The 18,130-nt window shown below is 60.7% G+C and carries 14 protein-coding genes; 6 read left to right on the forward strand and 8 right to left on the reverse strand.

The window, feature by feature from the left end:
- Positions 1 to 286 precede the first annotated feature (286 nt).
- Positions 287 to 2,065, reverse strand: a complete 1,779-nt coding sequence (locus QZ822_RS02025) for a long-chain-fatty-acid--CoA ligase (protein ID WP_294642204.1) — start codon at positions 2,063 to 2,065, stop codon at positions 287 to 289.
- Positions 2,066 to 2,212: 147 nt separating this feature from the next.
- On the opposite strand from QZ822_RS02025, the gene QZ822_RS02030 reads away from it, so the two are divergent.
- Genes QZ822_RS02030 through QZ822_RS02040 form a run of 3 tightly spaced genes read left to right on the forward strand, consistent with a single transcriptional unit; the run spans position 2,213 to position 4,182 of the window.
- Positions 2,213 to 2,362, forward strand: coding sequence for a hypothetical protein (locus QZ822_RS02030; protein ID WP_005504480.1), 150 nt, complete (start codon positions 2,213 to 2,215; stop codon positions 2,360 to 2,362).
- Positions 2,362 to 3,024: a sugar O-acetyltransferase gene (locus QZ822_RS02035; RefSeq protein WP_294642206.1), complete on the forward strand. Its 663-nt coding sequence runs from the start codon at positions 2,362 to 2,364 to the stop codon at positions 3,022 to 3,024. Before QZ822_RS02030 ends, QZ822_RS02035 begins: the two co-directional genes overlap by 1 nt.
- 33 nt (positions 3,025 to 3,057) lie before the next feature.
- Positions 3,058 to 4,182, forward strand: a complete 1,125-nt coding sequence (locus QZ822_RS02040; RefSeq protein WP_294642208.1) for a hypothetical protein — start codon at positions 3,058 to 3,060, stop codon at positions 4,180 to 4,182.
- Positions 4,183 to 4,336: 154 nt separating this feature from the next.
- On the opposite strand, the gene QZ822_RS02045 is transcribed toward QZ822_RS02040, so the two are convergent.
- The 6 genes from QZ822_RS02045 to QZ822_RS02070 form a co-directional block, all read right to left on the reverse strand.
- A complete protein-coding gene (locus QZ822_RS02045; protein ID WP_294642210.1) occupies positions 4,337 to 5,812 on the reverse strand; it encodes a dihydrolipoamide acetyltransferase family protein in 1,476 nt (491 codons plus the stop codon).
- A gap of 99 nt (positions 5,813 to 5,911) precedes the next feature.
- Positions 5,912 to 6,898, reverse strand: coding sequence for an alpha-ketoacid dehydrogenase subunit beta (locus QZ822_RS02050; RefSeq protein ID WP_049327015.1), 987 nt, complete (start codon positions 6,896 to 6,898; stop codon positions 5,912 to 5,914).
- A 2-nt stretch (positions 6,899 to 6,900) separates the two neighbouring features.
- Positions 6,901 to 8,067 carry a thiamine pyrophosphate-dependent enzyme gene (locus QZ822_RS02055; protein WP_070846711.1) on the reverse strand — a complete coding sequence of 389 codons (1,167 nt, stop codon included), beginning with the start codon at positions 8,065 to 8,067 and terminating at the stop codon, positions 6,901 to 6,903.
- 413 nt (positions 8,068 to 8,480) lie between these two features.
- Positions 8,481 to 9,608, reverse strand: a complete 1,128-nt coding sequence (locus QZ822_RS02060; RefSeq protein ID WP_294642212.1) for a histidinol-phosphate transaminase — start codon at positions 9,606 to 9,608, stop codon at positions 8,481 to 8,483.
- 270 nt (positions 9,609 to 9,878) lie between these two features.
- A complete protein-coding gene (locus QZ822_RS02065) occupies positions 9,879 to 12,305 on the reverse strand; it encodes an extensin (protein WP_294642214.1) in 2,427 nt (808 codons plus the stop codon).
- A gap of 14 nt (positions 12,306 to 12,319) precedes the next feature.
- Positions 12,320 to 12,928 (reverse strand): ABC transporter substrate-binding protein, encoded by a 609-nt coding sequence (locus QZ822_RS02070; RefSeq protein ID WP_294642216.1) that lies wholly within the window; start codon positions 12,926 to 12,928, stop codon positions 12,320 to 12,322.
- Positions 12,929 to 13,164: 236 nt separating this feature from the next.
- On the opposite strand from QZ822_RS02070, the gene purB reads away from it, so the two are divergent.
- Entirely contained in the window at positions 13,165 to 14,598 is a 1,434-nt protein-coding gene (gene purB, locus QZ822_RS02075; protein WP_294642218.1) for an adenylosuccinate lyase, read from the forward strand.
- Positions 14,599 to 14,715: 117 nt separating this feature from the next.
- Here the strand turns inward: purB and QZ822_RS02080 are convergent, their stop codons facing one another.
- Positions 14,716 to 15,597, reverse strand: a complete 882-nt coding sequence (locus QZ822_RS02080; RefSeq protein ID WP_294642220.1) for a di- and tripeptidase — start codon at positions 15,595 to 15,597, stop codon at positions 14,716 to 14,718.
- A 271-nt stretch (positions 15,598 to 15,868) separates the two neighbouring features.
- Here QZ822_RS02080 and QZ822_RS02085 point away from each other — a divergent pair, with 271 nt between their 5' ends.
- Positions 15,869 to 16,930, forward strand: coding sequence for a DMT family transporter (locus QZ822_RS02085; protein ID WP_294642222.1), 1,062 nt, complete (start codon positions 15,869 to 15,871; stop codon positions 16,928 to 16,930).
- Between the two features lie 188 nt (positions 16,931 to 17,118).
- Positions 17,119 to 18,093 carry a DMT family transporter gene (locus tag QZ822_RS02090; RefSeq protein WP_294642224.1) on the forward strand — a complete coding sequence of 325 codons (975 nt, stop codon included), beginning with the start codon at positions 17,119 to 17,121 and terminating at the stop codon, positions 18,091 to 18,093.
- Positions 18,094 to 18,130: the final 37 nt, after the last annotated feature.

Genomic DNA, 18,130 nt, shown 5'->3' on the forward strand with positions numbered 1-18,130 from the left:
GAATGATGATGCGTTCCGCCGGGTGCTGACGTTGGTATTAGCACGTCCGATGGGAATGATGATGGGACAATTACAGCACGCGCGGGGGCGGGTGTGGAAGTTAAGAGCTATTCATGAGACACAGAACGTCAAGGTCGTCATATTTTGTCATATTTCGTCATACGGTGATTATTTCCAGGTCACAAAGCGCCATTATCGGTGTATTCAGGCGCACACAAAACGCCGGCAAGGGTATGAAAACCCAAGCCGGCGTTCATAAAACGGGCAATCAGCGAGCCGCTAGCGCCTACTGATCGAACTCACCCGAAGCAATCAGCTGCTCACGCACCTTACGGCGCAGAACCTTACCCAGCATCGAACGGGGCAGGTCATCCACCACCACGATGCGGCGCGGAACCTTATAACGGGTCACCTTCGAATAGCAGTGCTCACGCAGAGTATGCTCCTGCACCACCCGGCCCGGGGCGGCAACCACAGCGGCAACCACCATCTCACCACCGGCGGGCAGCGGAATACCGACTACCGCCGCATCCGCGACCATGTCGTGCTGCTTGAGGGCGACCTCAACCTCCGTCGGGGAGACGTTGAAACCGCCGGTAATAATGACTTCCTTAATACGGTCGACAATCTGAATGAAGTAGTCCTCATCCAGTCGCACAATATCGCCGGTACGTAGCCAGCCCTCAGGAGTAATGGTCTTAGCCGTCTCGTCTTCACGCTTCCAGTAGCCAGCAAAACGCTGCGGGCCCTTCACCCACAGCTCGCCCTCTTCACCATCAGGCACGTCCTCGCCGGTCTCCGGGTCCACCACACGAATATCGGTGGAGGGGAACGGAACACCAATAAAACCGGCACGGCGAGTGTCATTGAGCGGGTTGCAGGACACCAGCGGCGCGCACTCGGTCAGGCCGTAGCCTTCCACCATGAAACCGCCGGACGCTTCCTCCCACTCGGCAACCAGCTCAGGCGGCAGGTTCATCGCACCGGAGACCGCGTAACGGATACCCTCCAGGGACACACCGCGCTTCTTCGCCTCATCCATGAGGCGGCGATACACCGGCGGAACCGCAGGCAGAATCGTCGGGCGGGTCTTCTTCATCGCCTTCAAAATCAGGTCCATATCCACGGTCGGGAACAGCACCAGGCGGGCACGGCACAGCGACGCAATCGTCACACCCAAGGTCATGCCGTACGCGTGGAACAGCGGCAGAACCGAGTAAATCACCTCGTCATCGCCCGGGTTAATCCACGCCTCACCCATGCGGCCGTTAGACTCCAGGTTGCGGTGCGTGAGCATCACACCCTTCGGCAGACCGGTCGTGCCGGAGGTGTACTGCAGCAGCGCAATATCGTGCGCGGTCGGGCGGCGATGCGCAGGATCAATACGCTCACTCTTCACCAGCTGAGCCCACGACACAGTACCCGGAGCGGGACCAGTCAGCTTCTCACGCGAAGCACGCGCACTCTTCAACGGCAACTTCAGCGCGGTACGCATCAGCGCAGGCATCGCCGAAATCATGTTCACCGAATAAATATGGTTCGGGCGGATATCCGCCGGAAGACCCGTAATATGCGAAGCGATCTTATCCCACACAATCGCGACCTTCGCACCGTGATCCTCAAACATGTGGCGCAACTCCGCACCCGTGTACAGCGGGTTATGCTCCACCACAATCGCACCCAGACGCAGAATCGCGTAAAACGCCGCAATATGCTGAGGGCAGTTCGGCAGAATCAGCGCCACACGGTCACCCGCCTGCACACCCGCCACGCGCAGACCCTCCGCCGCACGCTCAATCTGATCGCCCAGCTCAGCGTAAGTGGTAGTCGCGCCAAAGAACTCCAGCGCAACCTTATGGGGTACGGTGCGAACCGCCTCGTCAATGAGATGGCTCAGCGAGGTTTCAGGCAGCTCAATATCGCGGGCAGTCCACGGAGTATAGTTCTTCAACCAGGGGCGATGCGCCAACGGATGCGCACCAGCAGCTACACCAGCGGATGCGCCAGCGGGGGATGCAGGAGCCGCCGCATCCTGCAGGTTCGTGTTCTTCTGAGCCTCAGTCATGCAATGATTGTGCCTTCCCGCACCCGCAGGCTTCAACTCAGCAGCGCTTCTTCCCACGCTGAAAATCACACAGCACACCCGCCCCAGATACCGCAATAAACACCGAAACACTAAGGCAGAACCCAGCAACTCTGGGATACTTAAAGCATGAGTAAACGACAGCAAGACATCACTGACGAGCAGTTCAAGAAGCTCCTCCGCGAAATTTCCAAACGATTCGCAATCGCCGGAGGAGTCGTCATCCTGTTCGGAATGGCCATCATCGCACTTGCTTACCTTCTGGGAGGAGCCCACTAATGCACACCCCGCAGCGCCCCAACGGCGACATCTTCAACCGCATGGTCTCCGGCGCCGCCTACATGCCCGACGCCGAATGCGCCGCGCAGACTAAGCGCATCCACGCTGCAACCGTCCTCGCTGAAGAACACTACGCACGCGGCGAGCAGGCGCAGGCAATGCACGTCTACCGTGAACACCTCGGCCACCTGGGCGAGCACTCCCACATCCGCCCCGGCGCACGCTTCGACTACGGCGTGAACACCTACATTGGCGACGGCTCCTTCTTCAACTTCGACTGCGTATTCCTGGACGTCTGCCCGATTCGTATCGGCTCCACCGTGCTCGTCGGCAACAACGTACAGTTCCTCACCCCCACCCACCCGCTCAACCCGGTCGACCGCGCCGCATACTGGGAAGGCGGCGAGCCCATCACCGTTGAAGACAACGTCTGGATTGGCGGCGGCGCTATCATCCTGGGCGGCGTGACCATCGGCAAGAACTCCGTGATTGGTGCAGGCACCGTCGTCACCGAGGATGTACCCGAAAACTCCGTCGTGGTAGGCAACCCCGGCCGCGTCATCCGCACCCTGGACGAGAACGAACGCCCGGCATACCCGCACACCTACTCCGCAGAAGCCCTGGAAGAAGCACGCGCCTTCTACGCTGACCGCAACCGCTAAATCAGCACCCAGGACTAGAATCCAAAGGATTTAATGAACGCACAGAACAACACCCCGCAGCAGCGTCCGGCCGCCGCGGCGTCCACCCCCACCGAAAGTGACCTGTGGGAAGCGGCATTCTCCTCCGACGACCCCACCGTGGTCCTGACCGACGAGGACCTAAACGCGGCACGCCGCGCGCACGAAAAGGCGCGCGAGTCGAGCGCCTCGGCGCAGTCCTCTGCGCAGTCCTCGCAGGATGCGACCCAGCCTCTCTCCGTCACTGACGCGGCTACCGCAACCCAGCCGGTCGTCTCTGCAAACGGTGCCGCTCACAGTGCAGAATCCGGTGCTGACTTGGGCGAACCCGCTACCGATAACCTCAGTTGGCTCGACAAGCCCGCAGCCCCCAGCCCGGACAACGTACGCGGTAATGCTTCTGCGGCCCCCGCTACCGCACCGACCGCAGCGGCAAGCTACGAGGTGCCCGCACCCGGTAACGCCCATGCGGCACCCGGCGCCCCGCAGGCTAATCCGGCGGATGATGACCACTTCGTCATCCCCACCCCCGCCGGTACCGCAGGCGCGGCGGGCGCAGAGCCCGTCCTCACCGCAGCAACCGCACTGTCCATGCAGAAGAGCCGATACTCCCGCATGCAGCTGTTGCCCGGTCTGCTCGGTTGGCTGATTACCATCTCCCTCATGGACGGTGGCCTGTGGGCTATCCAGTCGTGGCTGACCCTGACCGGTCAGAGCGAGTCCATCGAGTACGCCTCGGTGGTCTCCCGACTCTTCAGCGGCACATCAAACGCCGTACCGGTAGCGGTCGCGCTGAGCGTGCTCATCTTCTTTGCCTACCTGGTGGGCGGCTACGCAGCGGGTCGTATGGCACGATTCGCCGGCGCAAAGCAGGGCATTGCCGTGTGGCTCTGGCAGATTATGGCGCTCATCCTCGGATCCCTGGCGACCTTCCTGGCGCCTCAGCTGTTCCAGAACGGTGTTGCGTCCCTGTCCCTGCAGAAGCTCATTGCGGGCGACTTCGCGAACGGTCTGCTGGCGGTTCTGCTGGTTCTGGCGTTGAGCTTCCTCGGCGCTATCCTCGGCGGCCTGTGCGGACGCCTGTACCACCACCGCGTGGACAAGTATCCGAACGATCAGGTGGCACGCGAGGACGCCTAACTTAGGTTTCTAAGCGCGCAACTCGGCGTTAGAGAATACAGAAAACCTCCGGTACCTTGCGTAAGGTACCGGAGGTTTTCTGTATCTAAATATCTGTATCCTAAACAGCCTCAGCTACCCAGCAATACGGCGCTGACTAGCCAAAATGTGCCGCCTAGTGGTCCAGCAGCAGTGCAGGCTCCTCAAGAATCGCGGCCACATCAGCCATGAAACGAGCCGACAGGTCGCCATCCACCACACGGTGATCGAAGGAGCCACCCAGGGTCGTCACCCAGCGAGGAATAACCTCACCATCAACCACCCACGGCTTCTGCTTAATCGTACCGAAGGCAACAATCGCCACCTCACCGGGGTTAATAATCGGGGTACCCGTATCAATACCCAGCGAACCGATGTTCGTAATGGTCAGGGTACCGTTCGCCATCTCAGCGGGCTGAGTCTTACCCTCACGGGCGCGAGTGGTCAGGTTGTTCAGCGCAATAGCCAGCTCACGCAGGGACAGCTCCTGAGCATCCTTAATGTTCGGAACCATCAGGCCGCGCGGGGTCGCCGCAGCAATACCCAGGTTCATGAAGTGCTTAATCTGGATTTCGCTATCGGTCCAGGTCGCGTTGACCTGCGGGTTACGCTCAGCAGCCCAAATGACCGCGGCGGCAAGCACCAGCAGCGGGGTGACCTTCACGCCCTCAAAGTGGCGGGACTTCTTCAAGCGCTTCACGAACTCCATGGTGCGGGAGGCATCAACATCCACGAAGATGGACACGTGCGGGGCGCTAAACGCCGAAGCAACCATAGCCTTCGCGGTAGCCTTACGCACGCCACGCACAGGGATGCGCTCAATGCGGTCACCGGGGGTGGCTGCGGGCTGCCAGAACGGCTGGCGGGCGCCGCTATGCTGCACATCGCTCAGGTGCGCCACATAGTTCATGAGGTCCTGCTTGGTCACCTGGCCGCGCGCACCGGTAGCGGTCACGTTCGCCAGGTCAACACCCAGCTCCTTTGCGGCAAGACGCACCGGAGGCGGCGCGAGGGTCGGGCGGTGCGGAACCTGCTCGGGAGCCAAAGTCGGTGCGGGAGCCGCTGCGGGCTCGGGCGCCAGACGCTGCACCACCGAGTTCAGCGGGGTGTTCTCCACAAAGCGGGAGGCGCGCTCAGCCAGCTCGCTCAGCAGGCCCTGGTTGCGGTTCACCGAGTCGGTGGGGGTGTGCGCCACGGGTGCCTGAACAGTCGGTGCGACCGGTGCCGTAGCAGCCTGTGCGGGCTGGGATGCGGAGGCGGGGCGCTTGCGGGCGCGGCGCTTCACAGCGTCCGCCTTGGGGCCGGAGCCGACCAGTGCGGTGCCGGACTCAGCCTCTGCCGCGGCGGGTGCCGCCGGGGTTGCGGGTGCGTTGTCGCCACCGGAGATGCTGATGATCGGGGTGCCCACCTCAACGGTTTCGCCTTCGGCAACGAGCAGCGCCTCGACGGTGCCGGCGAAGGGCGAGGGAAGTTCCACGACGCTCTTCGCGGTTTCAATTTCGACGAGGACGTCGTTGATGGCGACCTCGGTGCCGACTGCCACCTTCCAGCTGAGGATTTCTGCTTCGGTCAGGCCTTCGCCCACGTCAGGGAGCGGGAAAATCTGGGACATTTTTACCTCTCACTAGGGCATATACCCTATACGGAATATTCTGTGCGGGCTCGCAACCCGCCATAGCGCAACACGCTGATACGTCAGATCAGGGAATGCCTAGTAGTCAAAAGCGCGGTCAACCGCCTCAAGAATACGGTCAATATCGGGCACGTACTCTTCCTCAACGCGGGACACCGGGTACGGCATGTAGTAGCCGCCCACACGAATCACCGGCGCCTGCAGGCTGTAGAAGCAACGCTCCGTAATCGCCGCAGCCAACTCACCGCCCATGCCACCGAAGGTCGGCGCCTCGTGCGCGACAATTAGGCGGCCAGTCTTCGCCACCGAAGCGGCAACGGTCGGCACGTCCAGCGGCGAAATCGAGCGCAGGTCAATGACCTCAATCGAGCGGCCATCCTCCACGGCAGCCTCTGCAGCAGCCAGAGCAACCGGCACCAGCGGACCGTACGCAACGATGGTCGCGTCCGTACCCTCACGCACCACCTGGGCGCTAAACGGATCAAAGGAGGTGTCGCTAAAGTCCACTTCACCCTTGAGCCAGTAGCGGCGCTTCGGCTCAAAAATAATGACCGGGTCGGGGCACTCAATCGCCTTGCGGGTCATCCAGTACGCCTCGTGCGGAGTCGAGGGGGTCACAATACGCAGACCCGCGGTGTGGGCGAACAGCGCCTCCGGGGACTCGGAGTGGTGCTCCACCGAACCAATCACGCCACCGTACGGAATGCGGATGGTCACCGGCACCGTGTACTGCTTATCGGTGCGGTTGTGAATCTTCGCCAGCTGGCTCGTAATTTGGTTGTAGGCGGGGAACACGAAGCCGTCGAACTGAATCTCCGGCACGGGGCGGTAGCCACGCAGGGCCATACCGATGGAGGTGCCGATAATGCCGGACTCTCCCAGGGGCGCATCCATGACGCGGCGGTTGCCGAAGCGCGCCTGCAGGCCCTCGGTCACACGGTACACGCCACCAAGCTTGCCGATATCCTCACCGAGCATGACGACGGTGCGGTCGGCTTCCATGGCGTCTTCCAGGCCGCGGGTAATCGCCTTGGCGAGGGTCAAACGTTCAATTTTCTCGCTCATGCTTACTCCTCTTCAAAGCCTGCAACGTAGTTACGGTAGAACTCGCGGTCGTCTTCCACCTGCTGATGCTCCTGCGCATAGACGCGGTCGAAGAAATACTCAAAGTCGGCAACCTCGGAGTTCAGCACTGCCTCACGCACGCCGTTCGCGACCTGCTGCGCAGATTCTGCAACCTCTTCAAAGAAGGCATCATCGGCGTAACCCTGCTCGCGCAGGTGCTTCTCCAGGCGAAGCATGGGGTCGCGGCGCAGGGGACCTTCCAGGTCGGCATCGGTGCGGTACTTGGTGGGGTCGTCCGCGGTGGTGTGCGGGCCGAGGCGGTAGGTCTCAGCTTCAATCAGCACGGGGCCTTCACCGGCACGGATCTTCTCCATGGCGTAGCGGGTTGCAGCCAGTACGGCGAGAACGTCGTTGCCGTCAACGCGAATACCCTCGAAGCCGTAGCCTGCGGCGCGGGTGGACACCGGAACGCGGGACTGCACCTCGAAGGGCACGGAGATAGCCCAGCGGTTGTTCTGCACGAAGAAGAGCACCGGCGCGTTATAGGAGGCGGCGAAAACCATGGATTCGTGTGCGTCACCCTCGGTGGAGGAGCCGTCACCAAAGTAGACCGCCACGGCGGGCTTCTGGGTATCTTCGGCAGGGTCGGTTGCCTGACCCTGACCGGTGCGACGGGTGCCGGTTTCAGCCTCGATGTCGGCGTCGAAGTTCAGACCCATGGCGTAGCCGACTGCGTGCAGGGTCTGGGCCGCAAGCACCTTGGTGTAGGTGTGGAAGTTGTGTGCCTTCATGTCCCAGCCGTGGGTGGTGGAGCCGCGGAAGATGGTGATCAGGTCGCGGAAGTCCACGCCACGCGTCAAGGCGACGGCGTGCTCGCGGTAGGAGGGGAAGATGTAGTCGTTGGGTGCGTAGGCGAGTGCGGAGCCGACCTGTGCGGCTTCCTGGCCTCGGCTGGGCACCCAGAGGGCGAGCTGGCCCTGGCGCTGCAGGGCGGTTGCCTCGTCGTCGAATCGGCGGGTGGTGTACATGAGGCGGTATGCCTCGCGCAGGGTGTCTGCGTTGACGTCTTCGATGTACCGGCTGTAGGTGGGGTGTTCGTGTACGGTGCCGTTTTCATCCATGAGCTGGATGCGTTCGGGCACTCCCGGGTACTTGTCGTTCTCGTGCATCTAACCTCCACACGTGACGAGGGCTTGGCCCTCAGCGGCTTGGGTTTTAGTCTCAACGTTCACCTGATGGTGCAGGGTTTGAGCTGTTCCGGTAGGCCTGTGAGGGTCTGGGCATATATAGTTACCAGTCTACTCTTTCCGGCTTTATCTCGCGGCAGTTACGCTGATAACGCAGTGTATTGTGCCCTGTCATTCACTATTTGAACATCATTAAATTAAACCTCCCATATATTCTTTTTCAGGAATATATGGGAGGTTTAATTTAGCCATTAAGCGCTTTTTCGAGCCGCCATTTTTCCCACGCGAGAACCATTTGAAAAGCCTAAACGAACCTCGACTAGGGAAAATAGTACATTGTTCAATTAGGGTTGAATTAGGGTCAGGTGCTCACCCACTCCCCTTTACCAGAGGCTCTAGAGACCCTTCGCGAAGACCTCGCATAGCGAGAGGAAACGGTCGTTCGCCTCTACCTCACCGATGCTCACGCGCACGCCCTCGGTACCGAACGCACGCACCGACAGCGCGTGCTCAGCCATCAGCTGCACAAACTCACCCGTACGCTCCCCCAGGGGCAGCCACACAAAGTTCGCGTAAGTGCTCGGGAACTCGTAGCCCAGCTCGCACAGGCGGGCGGTCACGCGCTCACGCTCAGACACCAGGTGGCTCACGCGCTCCATCACCGCATCCTCATGCTCGATGGAGGCGATAGCCGCCGCCTCCGCCAGCGCCGTCACCGCGAACGGGGTCGCCGCCACGCGCAGGTGCTGCGTAATCTGCGGATGCGAAATCGAGTAGCCCACGCGTAGACCCGCCAGGCCCTGCGCCTTGGAGAAGGTGCGCAGAATGATGACGTTCTCGTAGTCACAGTAGATATCCAGGCCGTTCAGCGGAGGCTCTTCACCCTCCTGCACGGTGGAGGCAGCGCAGAATTCGAAGTACGCCTCATCAATCACCACGGGAATGTGGGAGGGCACCTTCGCCAGGAACGCACGAATCTGGCTTTCGGTGACGGCGGGACCGGTCGGGTTGTTGGGGGTGCAGACCAGAATCAGGCGGGTGCGCTCGGTGATGGCGGCGGCCATGGCGTCCAGGTCGTGCGAGCCGTCGGGCAGGTTCGGCACCTGCACGCTGCGAGCGCCCATGATGCCGACAAGGATCGGGTACGCCTCGAAGGAACGCCAGGCGTAGATGACTTCGTCCTGAACGCCGTCGGCGTTTACGCCGGCGAAGGTTTTGAGAATCTGGTTGAGCGCGCCGAGACTACCGGCACCGGTGACGATGTCGTCAGCGTCCACACCCAGTCGTGCGGAGAGCTTCTGTCGCAGGGCGGTGGAGAGCGGGTCGGGGTAGCGGTGCGCGGTCGCAAATTCTGCGAGGACGCGCGCGACCTCAGGTACGGGGCCCAGCGGGTTCTCGTTCGAGGAGAGCTTGTACTGGGTGAGGCCTTCAACGGGTGCGGGCGGCTTGCCTGCCGCGTAGCTGGGCAGGGTGCTAAAGACGGGGCGGACCGGGATGTTGGCGTGTTCAGCTGACTGGCTCATGGTTCCAGTATGTGCCTGCGGGCGGCTCGGAGGCTAACGCTTCTCACCTGGAGAGCAGGTCGCGAGCAAGCTGCAGCTGTGCAGGCAGCAGATACTGGCCGCAAGCGCTGTACACAAAGGCTGCGTGCAAAAGCTGTACGCAAAAATGGAGGGGCGCCGCCGGGTATTGGACCGGTCCAATACCCGGCGGCGCCCCTCTTCTCTTCTCTACTCTACTCGTCCCCTCCACCCTCCACCGAGCCGTCAAGATTGGTTCTTGAGATTGGGCTTTTAGACCATCAGGGGTTCACGCTCCTCGAGGGGAGTCAGGTCCTCGGGAGGGCCTGGTGCGCGGAACCCGGGGTCGATATTCTCGGGCGGAGTTGGTGCGAGGAATCCCGGGTCAATGCTCTTGGGCGGGAGCATGGGCGCAGGTTTCAGGTCCGGCAGAGTGGGGATGAGCGACTCACCGCCGTCGTAATCTCCGCCCTGTCCGGATTGGAAGATTGGAGGATTCTTGAGAGCAGAACCCACACTAGGGAGCTGCAATTGCTCGATGAATGGCTGAGTAACAGCCTTTTCGATGTGCGTATGCAGATCTGCAGGTTTGGGCAGAATGTCCGGCGGAATCAGACCTGCAGGGGGTAGCTGCCCCTCTGCCTCGATTCGATCGGGCATCTTGATGGGCCCAGGCTCCGGACGACTCAGGTCCCCGGGCATCTTGATGGGGGCAGGCTCGGGGCGGCTCAGGTCGCTCGGCATATTGATGGCGGGCGGCAGATGCTGCGGGTTGTATCCCTGCAGGAGGGGCACCTTGGGCATCTGCGGCACAGGCATTTCGGGCCATGCAGGCTGCGGGTTCTGAGATTCCTGCGGAGTCGGCTCGGGATGAGGGATGGTCTTTTGGACACCCTCGATGACGGCGGGGATTTGCCCAGCAACCGCCCAGGCGGATTCTCCAGCTTCTCGCTGAAGACCCTCGGCCTTCTGCTTGGCAATCTCCATGCCCTGCTGGACATCTGAGACGGTGTCTTCGATGCCACGCTTTGCTTGCCCCAGACGCCCGCCTGTCTTCTCATCAGCGAACTCAGCTATACCCAAGGCACCAGGCACCGTTCCTGATACAAGGGCTGCCGCGCCGTAGCCCTCGGCACGTCTGATAGTTATGTCCACTCGTACAGCGGGAGGCAGACCATCCGGCAGGCTTGAGGCTGAGGTTACCTTCTGTTCCCCCAGCGCGTACTCTTTACCGTCCATTGCGGCACGCATACCGCCAAATACCGCTCCACTATATCCTTCGCGTTCTAGGGTTTCTCGATATTTTCCTCCATCATGTTCAGGATTCTGGACGGTCATTGCTGTATCACGGTCGTCAGGATGCCATCCATCTTCTCGCCATGCAGAGTCAGGAACCCAGTCTCCTTCTCCTTCCACGTAGTCCACAGCAAAATCACGGCGTTTGGCGGGCAAGCCTCGTAGCGGAGCCCCTTGGGCGTAGATACCCACAATGTTGATTTCTTTAGCGACTTCAGTACTATTCGCCATGTTGTAGGCAATCATGGCGCCCTGGCTGAAACCCTCCATGTACACGTGTGCGCCCTGAGGCGCGCCGGCATCGCGGAGGGCTTGCAAAACCATCTGATAGGCGGGGTTTTCCAGGGTATCTTTGCCCAATGCTTCGCGTTCGGCACCAGGGACATCTATGATGGATCCGCCCCAGGAGTTAAAGTTGGTACCCGGAACGCTCACCACATACAGGGCATGGGCGGGGTCGCCTTCGTGCCCTGCTTCGTACATGACGGTGACGAGCACGGCACTACGTTCAGCGGTCGAGGGGTTTTGCCGGGAACGCTCAAATTCCTGATCCTGTGCCTTAGCAGCCGCAAGAAGACGATCTGAGCTGGCACCTACAGAAAGCTGGCTTTTCTCACCACGATGCGTAGCAATACCGTATGCATCGGCGGAAGCGGTCCGAATATTATGAGCCTTAGTGCCAAGATAGGTATCGATTCCAGATTTGACGATACTGAAGATACTAAATAAGCCACCTCCCAGTGCCTTTCGAGCAAGTCCTCGCGGAATGCCCAACATGTCTGCAACGCGGTCAATTGCTCGCTGATGGGCAATTTCAGGGTTCCATAATGCGTCCATGTAGGCGGTGAAGCCGAAAAGAATACCCGCCACGAGAGGCGAATACGGCAGCGTCCGAGATGCCGAGAAGTACCCAAGCTCGGGAATGGTGAGCTTCAAGAGGTAGGTAGCTTCGCCGGGTTCTCCGGCGATGAGTCCGCGCAGGTGGTCGCGGGTGCTGCGTCCGTCGGTGAGCTTGCCATCCTTTGCGATGCCCATGGAGTCGAACCAGCCTGCGACGATATTTTCGGTCTGCAGGTAGGAGCTGTGGGCGGCGCGGACGGCGGCTGCGGTGACGCCGAACTTTGCGGCGCTCATACCGAGGTCTGCAGCGAGGCCGGCGCAGAGGCCAGCAGCCTGCTGGGCGCGTCCGTTGATGCCGAGGAAGAGCCGGGTTTCGGCGGCGATGCCGAGAATCGGCATGGTTCGGTCGGCGCAGGTGCGGCTGACGGTGTCGAGCCCGTCGGCGATGGCGGGCATTTCTTCGAGGGTAACGCTGATGGTACCCCCAGTAAGCACACCAGGCCCAGTGGGGTCTACGGGCCCGGAGAGGTCACCGATGGGTGCAACGGTGGGTCCGGTAAGCATGGTTTCTCCTGAGGTTAGTGGGTTCGGATGAGCGAGCTCAGCCCGTCGGGCAGGTTCACGTGCATGAGTGAATCGAGCGCTGACTGGGCTTTTTGAACGCCTGAGCGGGCGATAATTTCGCCGGGGTTGAGTTTTTCGAGTACGTCGGCGGCTCCGTCGGCGAGCTTGCCGAGTAGGTTATCTACGGCGGAGGCGGCGGCTTCGATAGCCTGTGCTTTGGTGGTGAGGTCGTTGGCGAGTTCTTCACCGGCGGCGGCGATCATGGCGGCGGCGCTTTCGGCTTGTTCGGCTTGGTTGCGAATTTTTTCGCGGTGTTCTTCGAGTTGTCGCCGGTAGGCGCGTCCTGCTTCTGAGGTCCAGTGGTCGCCGTTGAGTTCGTTGGCGCGTTGGTGTGCGGTGCGGATTTCTTGGGCTTCGGTGCGCATCCTATGGGAGAGTTCTGCGCCTTTGGCTCGGGCGAGGGTGGCTGCTGCCATGAGTTGCTCGGCGAAGGCGTGGCCGGCGGCGGTGCCGATGCCCATGTGTCCTGCTGCGCGGAGAATATCGGTCGGTTCGATGCGGGGCAGCTGGGGTACGGGTGGTGGTGTGGTGTCGACGAGGGTGCTCATAGTGTGTCCTTTCACGGCGGGTTTGTTTTAGGCTAAATCTGCCGCGGTGACCGTGCAGGTGGAATACGCCAACCTGTGGATAACTCCGGCTTGTTTCGAAAAATTCGCACGTTTTTGCCCCTTATCATCCGAAAAATGCCCCCTCCGTACCCCCTCGTTTTGTCATATTTCTGCAACTAACCCAGCCGCCCGTCACGTCCATATGCTCTTCCCGCCTCTTTTTTTCAGCGAATTCATGCAAAAATAGAGCTATGTCTCACACCAATAACACCTTCTTGCCTTCTGGCCGTATTGACCTGGGCACCGGCGAACTTGCGCTGGGCCCCCTGGACGGACGCTACGCATCCGTGACCGCGCCCCTGACCAACTACCTCTCTGAGGCGGCTCTGAACCGCGACCGCATCCACGTTGAGGTTGAGTGGTTCATTTACCTGTGCGAGCACGAGGTGCTGCCGGGTCTGTCCCCGCTGAGCGAGGAGCAGAAGAAGGGCCTGCGCGCCATCGTTACCGATTTCAACGCTGATTCTGTGGCGGAGCTGGCTGAGATTGAGGCTGTCACCGTTCACGACGTGAAGGCGGTCGAGTACTACATTGGTCGCCGCCTGGAGGGCCTGGGCCTGAGTCACCTGGTGCCGCTGGTTCACTTCGGCTGCACTTCTGAAGACATTAACAACCTCTCCTACGCGCTGGGTATCAAGGACGCCGTTGAGAACGTGTGGATCCCCGCTGCGGAGGAGCTGATTGATGTTCTGCTGAAGCTGGCTGAGGACGGCCGCGACGTGCCGATGCTGTGCCGCACTCACGGCCAGCCGGCGACCCCCTCCACCCTGGGCAAGGAGATGGGCGTGCTCGCCTATCGCCTGAAGCGCCAGGTCAAGCACGTGAAGGCGACCGAGTTCCTCGGCAAGATTAATGGTGCGACCGGTACCTACGCCGCGCACTATGCGTCGGTGCCGAGCGCTGATTGGCAGAAGATTTCTCGTGGTTTTGTGGAGCACCTGGGTCTGACTTGGAACCCGCTGACCACTCAGATTGAGTCGCACGACTGGCAGGCTGAGCTGTACTCGGATATCGCTCATTTCAACCGCGTGCTGCACAACCTCTGCACCGATGTGTGGAGCTACATTTCGATTGGTTTCTTCCGTCAGATTCCGGTGGCTGGTGCGACCGGTTCATCGACTATGCCGCACAAGGTGAACCCGATTCGCTTTGAGAATGCGGAGGCTAACCTGGAGCTGTCGAACGCTCTGCTGGATTCGCTGGGTTCGACCCTGGTGACTTCTCGTTGGCAGCGTGACCTGACTGACTCGTCGGCGCAGCGCAATATTGGCGTGGCGTTTGGTCACTCGGTGCTGGCTATCTCCAATGTGGTGAAGGGTCTGCAGCGTCTGGATATTGCGACCGACGTTATTTCTGCTGATCTGGATTCCAACTGGGAGGTTCTGGCTGAGGCGATCCAGATGGTGATGCGCGCGGAGGCTATCGCGGGTGTTCCCGGCATGGAGAACCCGTATGAGCGTCTGAAGGAGCTGACTCGCGGTCACCGCGTGGATGCTGCTCGCCTGAAGGAGTTTGTGGCTACTCTGGGTCTCTCCCCCGAGGCTGAGGCGCGTCTGTCGGCTCTGACTCCGCACACCTATAACGGTATTGCGGCTCAGCTGCTGGATCACGCGAAGAACGCTTAGTCCGTAGCAAAGGATTAAACAGAAGACCCCGGGTCCCTGTATTCAGGGATCCGGGGTCTTTAGTGTATTAGGTCTTTAGTGTGTTAGGTCTTCGCTATGTTCTGTTAGCCAGCGGGTTTAGCGGCCGAGCATGCGGCGGTGGCCGGTTTCGGTGTCGTTGCCCTTGCCGCGGGTGAAGACCTTGCCAGCTGCCTTACCTGCGTCTTTGACGCCCTTGAGCAGGGAGCCAGCCACGCTGGAGGAGCTTTCCGGACCTTCGCCGCCCTGTACGCGCGGTGCACGCGGGGTAATCATGAGCTCTGCGGGGAAGTAGGCGGGTGCGTCGCCGAAGGCTCGGCGGGTGTTGCGCACAACGTCCTTGCCGAGGGTCAGGTTTGCGCCGCCGCCAACGATTGCGCCCACGCCGAAGGGCAGGGCACGGCCGAGCAGTGCGCCGGTCTGGCGGGTGAGGAATCGGCGGATGAACATATTGCGGATGGTCCGTTCGACGCTGAACATCTTGCCGCTGGAGGAGTTGCCGAGCAGCATGCCCCACTTGTTGGAGACGCCGCCTGCCTTGCCGGTCTGCAGCAGCACGGTGTTCATGAGCTGGGAGCCTTCTTCACCAAGCATGATTGCCATGACCATGGAGCGGGCGGTTTCGGCGTCATGTACGTGCACGCCATGCAGTTCTGCGACTGCCTGGGCGTAGAGTGCGGTGCGTTCGAGGTAGCCGCCGACGGCGAGCGCGGACAGGCTCATGGAGGTGACGGTACCTACGCCGGGCACGAATGCGGATGCGCCGGTGACGCCGCCGATTGCGGTGATGTCGCGCAGGTAGGTGCGGTCGAGGCGCTTGTGGATTTGTTCGGGGGTTTCGTCGGGGTGCGCTTCACGGAGTTTTTTGACGATGGACAGCGCGAGCGGTCGTTGCATGCGCAGTACGTTGTCGAGGGTGGTGGTTAGCGCGGGACGGGGGTTGCCGTCTTCATCGAATAGAGACTTCTTCGGGTCAAGCATGCTCTCAGTAAATCACGGCTGGGTGAATATTTCCTGGATATAGGGGGTTGTGGTGGGGTGCGGGGGTGAAATTTCACCGAGGGCGTGGAGGTTTTTGAGGGGATGTTAAGGTGTTTTGGTCTCTATTTGCACCCAATTTTAAAGCGCGTAAAATTGTCGTAGATTACACACTATTCATTGTTTGCATAGTGCGTGACCTGTTTCACGATGATTCGGGTTGCGCCTGATAACAGATAGCGGCTGACACCTCTTCTGGACTATAAGGATTGCTATGACTTCTTCCACCCATACGCCCAATGCTGCGCGTTCTCCCCTGGCGACTCAGGGGCTGGGTGTTGCGTACGCGACCGGCGCGATTATTTCGGCGCAGTTCGGTGCGGCTCTTGCTAAGCAGCTGATGGGCGACTTGGGCCCTTGGGGCGTGGTGACTCTGCGCCTGTTGACTTCTTCTGTCCTGCTGTGGGCGTTCTTCCGTCCGCAGATTCGTTCGTGGACCCGTCAACAGTGGCTGACGGTCATTGTTCTCGGTGTCGCCCTGACGGGTGCGAATGCCTTCTTCTATGTGGCAATTGAGCAGGTTCCGCTGGCGATTGCGGTGGCGATTGAGTTTATGGGTCCGCTGGTTCTGGCGACGGTTATGTCGCGCCGCAAGCTGGACCTGGTGTGGATTGCGCTGTCCTTTACGGGCATGGCGATTCTGACGGCTGAGTCCCAGGCGAAGCCTGAAGATTTCGCCCTGATGGGTGTGATTTTCTCGGTCCTGACCGCTGTTTCTCGTGCCGCCTATATTCTGGCGACTGAGAAGGTGGGCGCACTCATCCCGGGCATGGGCGGCATGGTCATGGGTAACGTTGTCTCTACTCTGCTGGTTCTGCCGTTCCCGTTCCTTATTAGCGGCAACAACCTACTGAAGGTCACCCAGGATGTGAACCTGCTGGCTATTGGCTGTTTGATGGGCCTGCTGGCTTCTGCTCTGCCGGCGCTGGGTGAGGTTTCTTCGCTGCGTCTGTTGCCCGCGCATATTTATAGTGTTGTGCTGTCCCTGGAGCCTGCGATTGCGGCGGCTGTGGGTATTGTGATGCTTGGTGAGGCTACCGGCCTGGTCCGCTGGGTTGCTATTGCTCTGCTGGTGGCTGCGAGTATCGGCATTTCAATTTCTCACGCTCGTGCGCAGAAGAAGGCGCAGGAGGAGGGCACCATGGAGGATCCCGATCGTTACCTGCCCGGTGCGGTGGATGCCCACGGCGTGGATATTGCGCATATGGCAACCAGCTCCATTACGATTCCTTCTGCCGAGCAGATTAAGGCTGACCGTGAGGCGAAGGGCCTCTAACGACTGAGCTTTAGCCGTGTCAACGGTTTCTAGCACCCCCGGGTGACGAGTAGGATAGTATCTCGTGTTGCCCGGGGGTGCTCTCTTTAACTGCGCTGTTCGGGTTCTTGCCCCCCGCCCAAATCGATACGTCATGTGTACACCTTGAGAGATGCACCGCCTCCTTGTGAGGCGCAGGAAGGAGAATCATGCCGCATACTTCATCTCAACGCCCCGCGCTGGGCATTATGTTTGTGCTGATATCCTGCTCCTCATTGCAGTTCGGTGCCGCCTTCGCGGTCACTCTTTTCCCGCTGTTTGGTGCTCTAGCTATTAGCGTCAGCCGCCTGGCGATTGCTTCCATAGTGGTGGGTAGCGCCGTGTGGTTGGCGGCGCGTTGGCGTACCCGCCGCGGCGGCGAAATGCCGCCGGGTGCGCTGTCCTGGTCGAAGGAGCAGTGGCGTGCCGTCATCATTTTCGGTATGACTTTCGGTCTGATGAACGGCTTCTTCTATTGCGCGATTGACCACATCCCGATTGGTTTGGCGGTTGCGGTGGAGTTCTTGGGCCCGCTGGCGTTGGCGTCTATGCTGACTCGCAGGCTCCGCGACGCGGTGTGGGTGCTCTGCGCCCTGGCGGGCATGCTGGTGCTCGGTTATGAGGCTGCGGTCGGCAAGGATACCGACTACCTGGGCCTGACGTTCGCACTGATCGCTGGCGTGTTCTGGGCGCTGTATATTCGCTCCAGCGCGAAGGTGGGTGCCCTGGTTCCGGGTGCGAGCGGCCTGGCGGTGGCGATGCTTGTTGGTGCTGTGTTTATTGCCCCGGTGGCGGCGGTTGTTCCGGCGCCTCAGCCGATTTGGAATGCGGCGCAGGATCCGATGCTGCTCCTCATGATTTTTGGTACCGCCATGTTCGCTTCGGTGATTCCCTATAGCGCGGAGCTGATGGCTCTGCGTAACCTGCCGGAGCGCGTATTTAGCGTGTTGATGAGCATGGAGCCCGCTATTGCGGCGATTGCCGGTTGGGCGTTGCTGAATCAGGAGACCGGCCCGATTCGTTGGGTGGCGATTGTCCTGCTGATGACCGCGAGCGTGGGTATTACGCTCACCACCACGAAGGGTGGTTCCTCCACGCAGAAGGGTGACGGCGAGGACCCCGTTCCCGTGCCGCTACCTGAGTAGAACCAAAATTCCACCGGCGCATGGCATATAGAAAACT

Origin of the sequence: uncultured Rothia sp. (assembly GCF_916715725.1) — a bacterium.
Taxonomy (GTDB): Bacteria; Actinomycetota; Actinomycetes; order Actinomycetales; family Micrococcaceae; genus Rothia.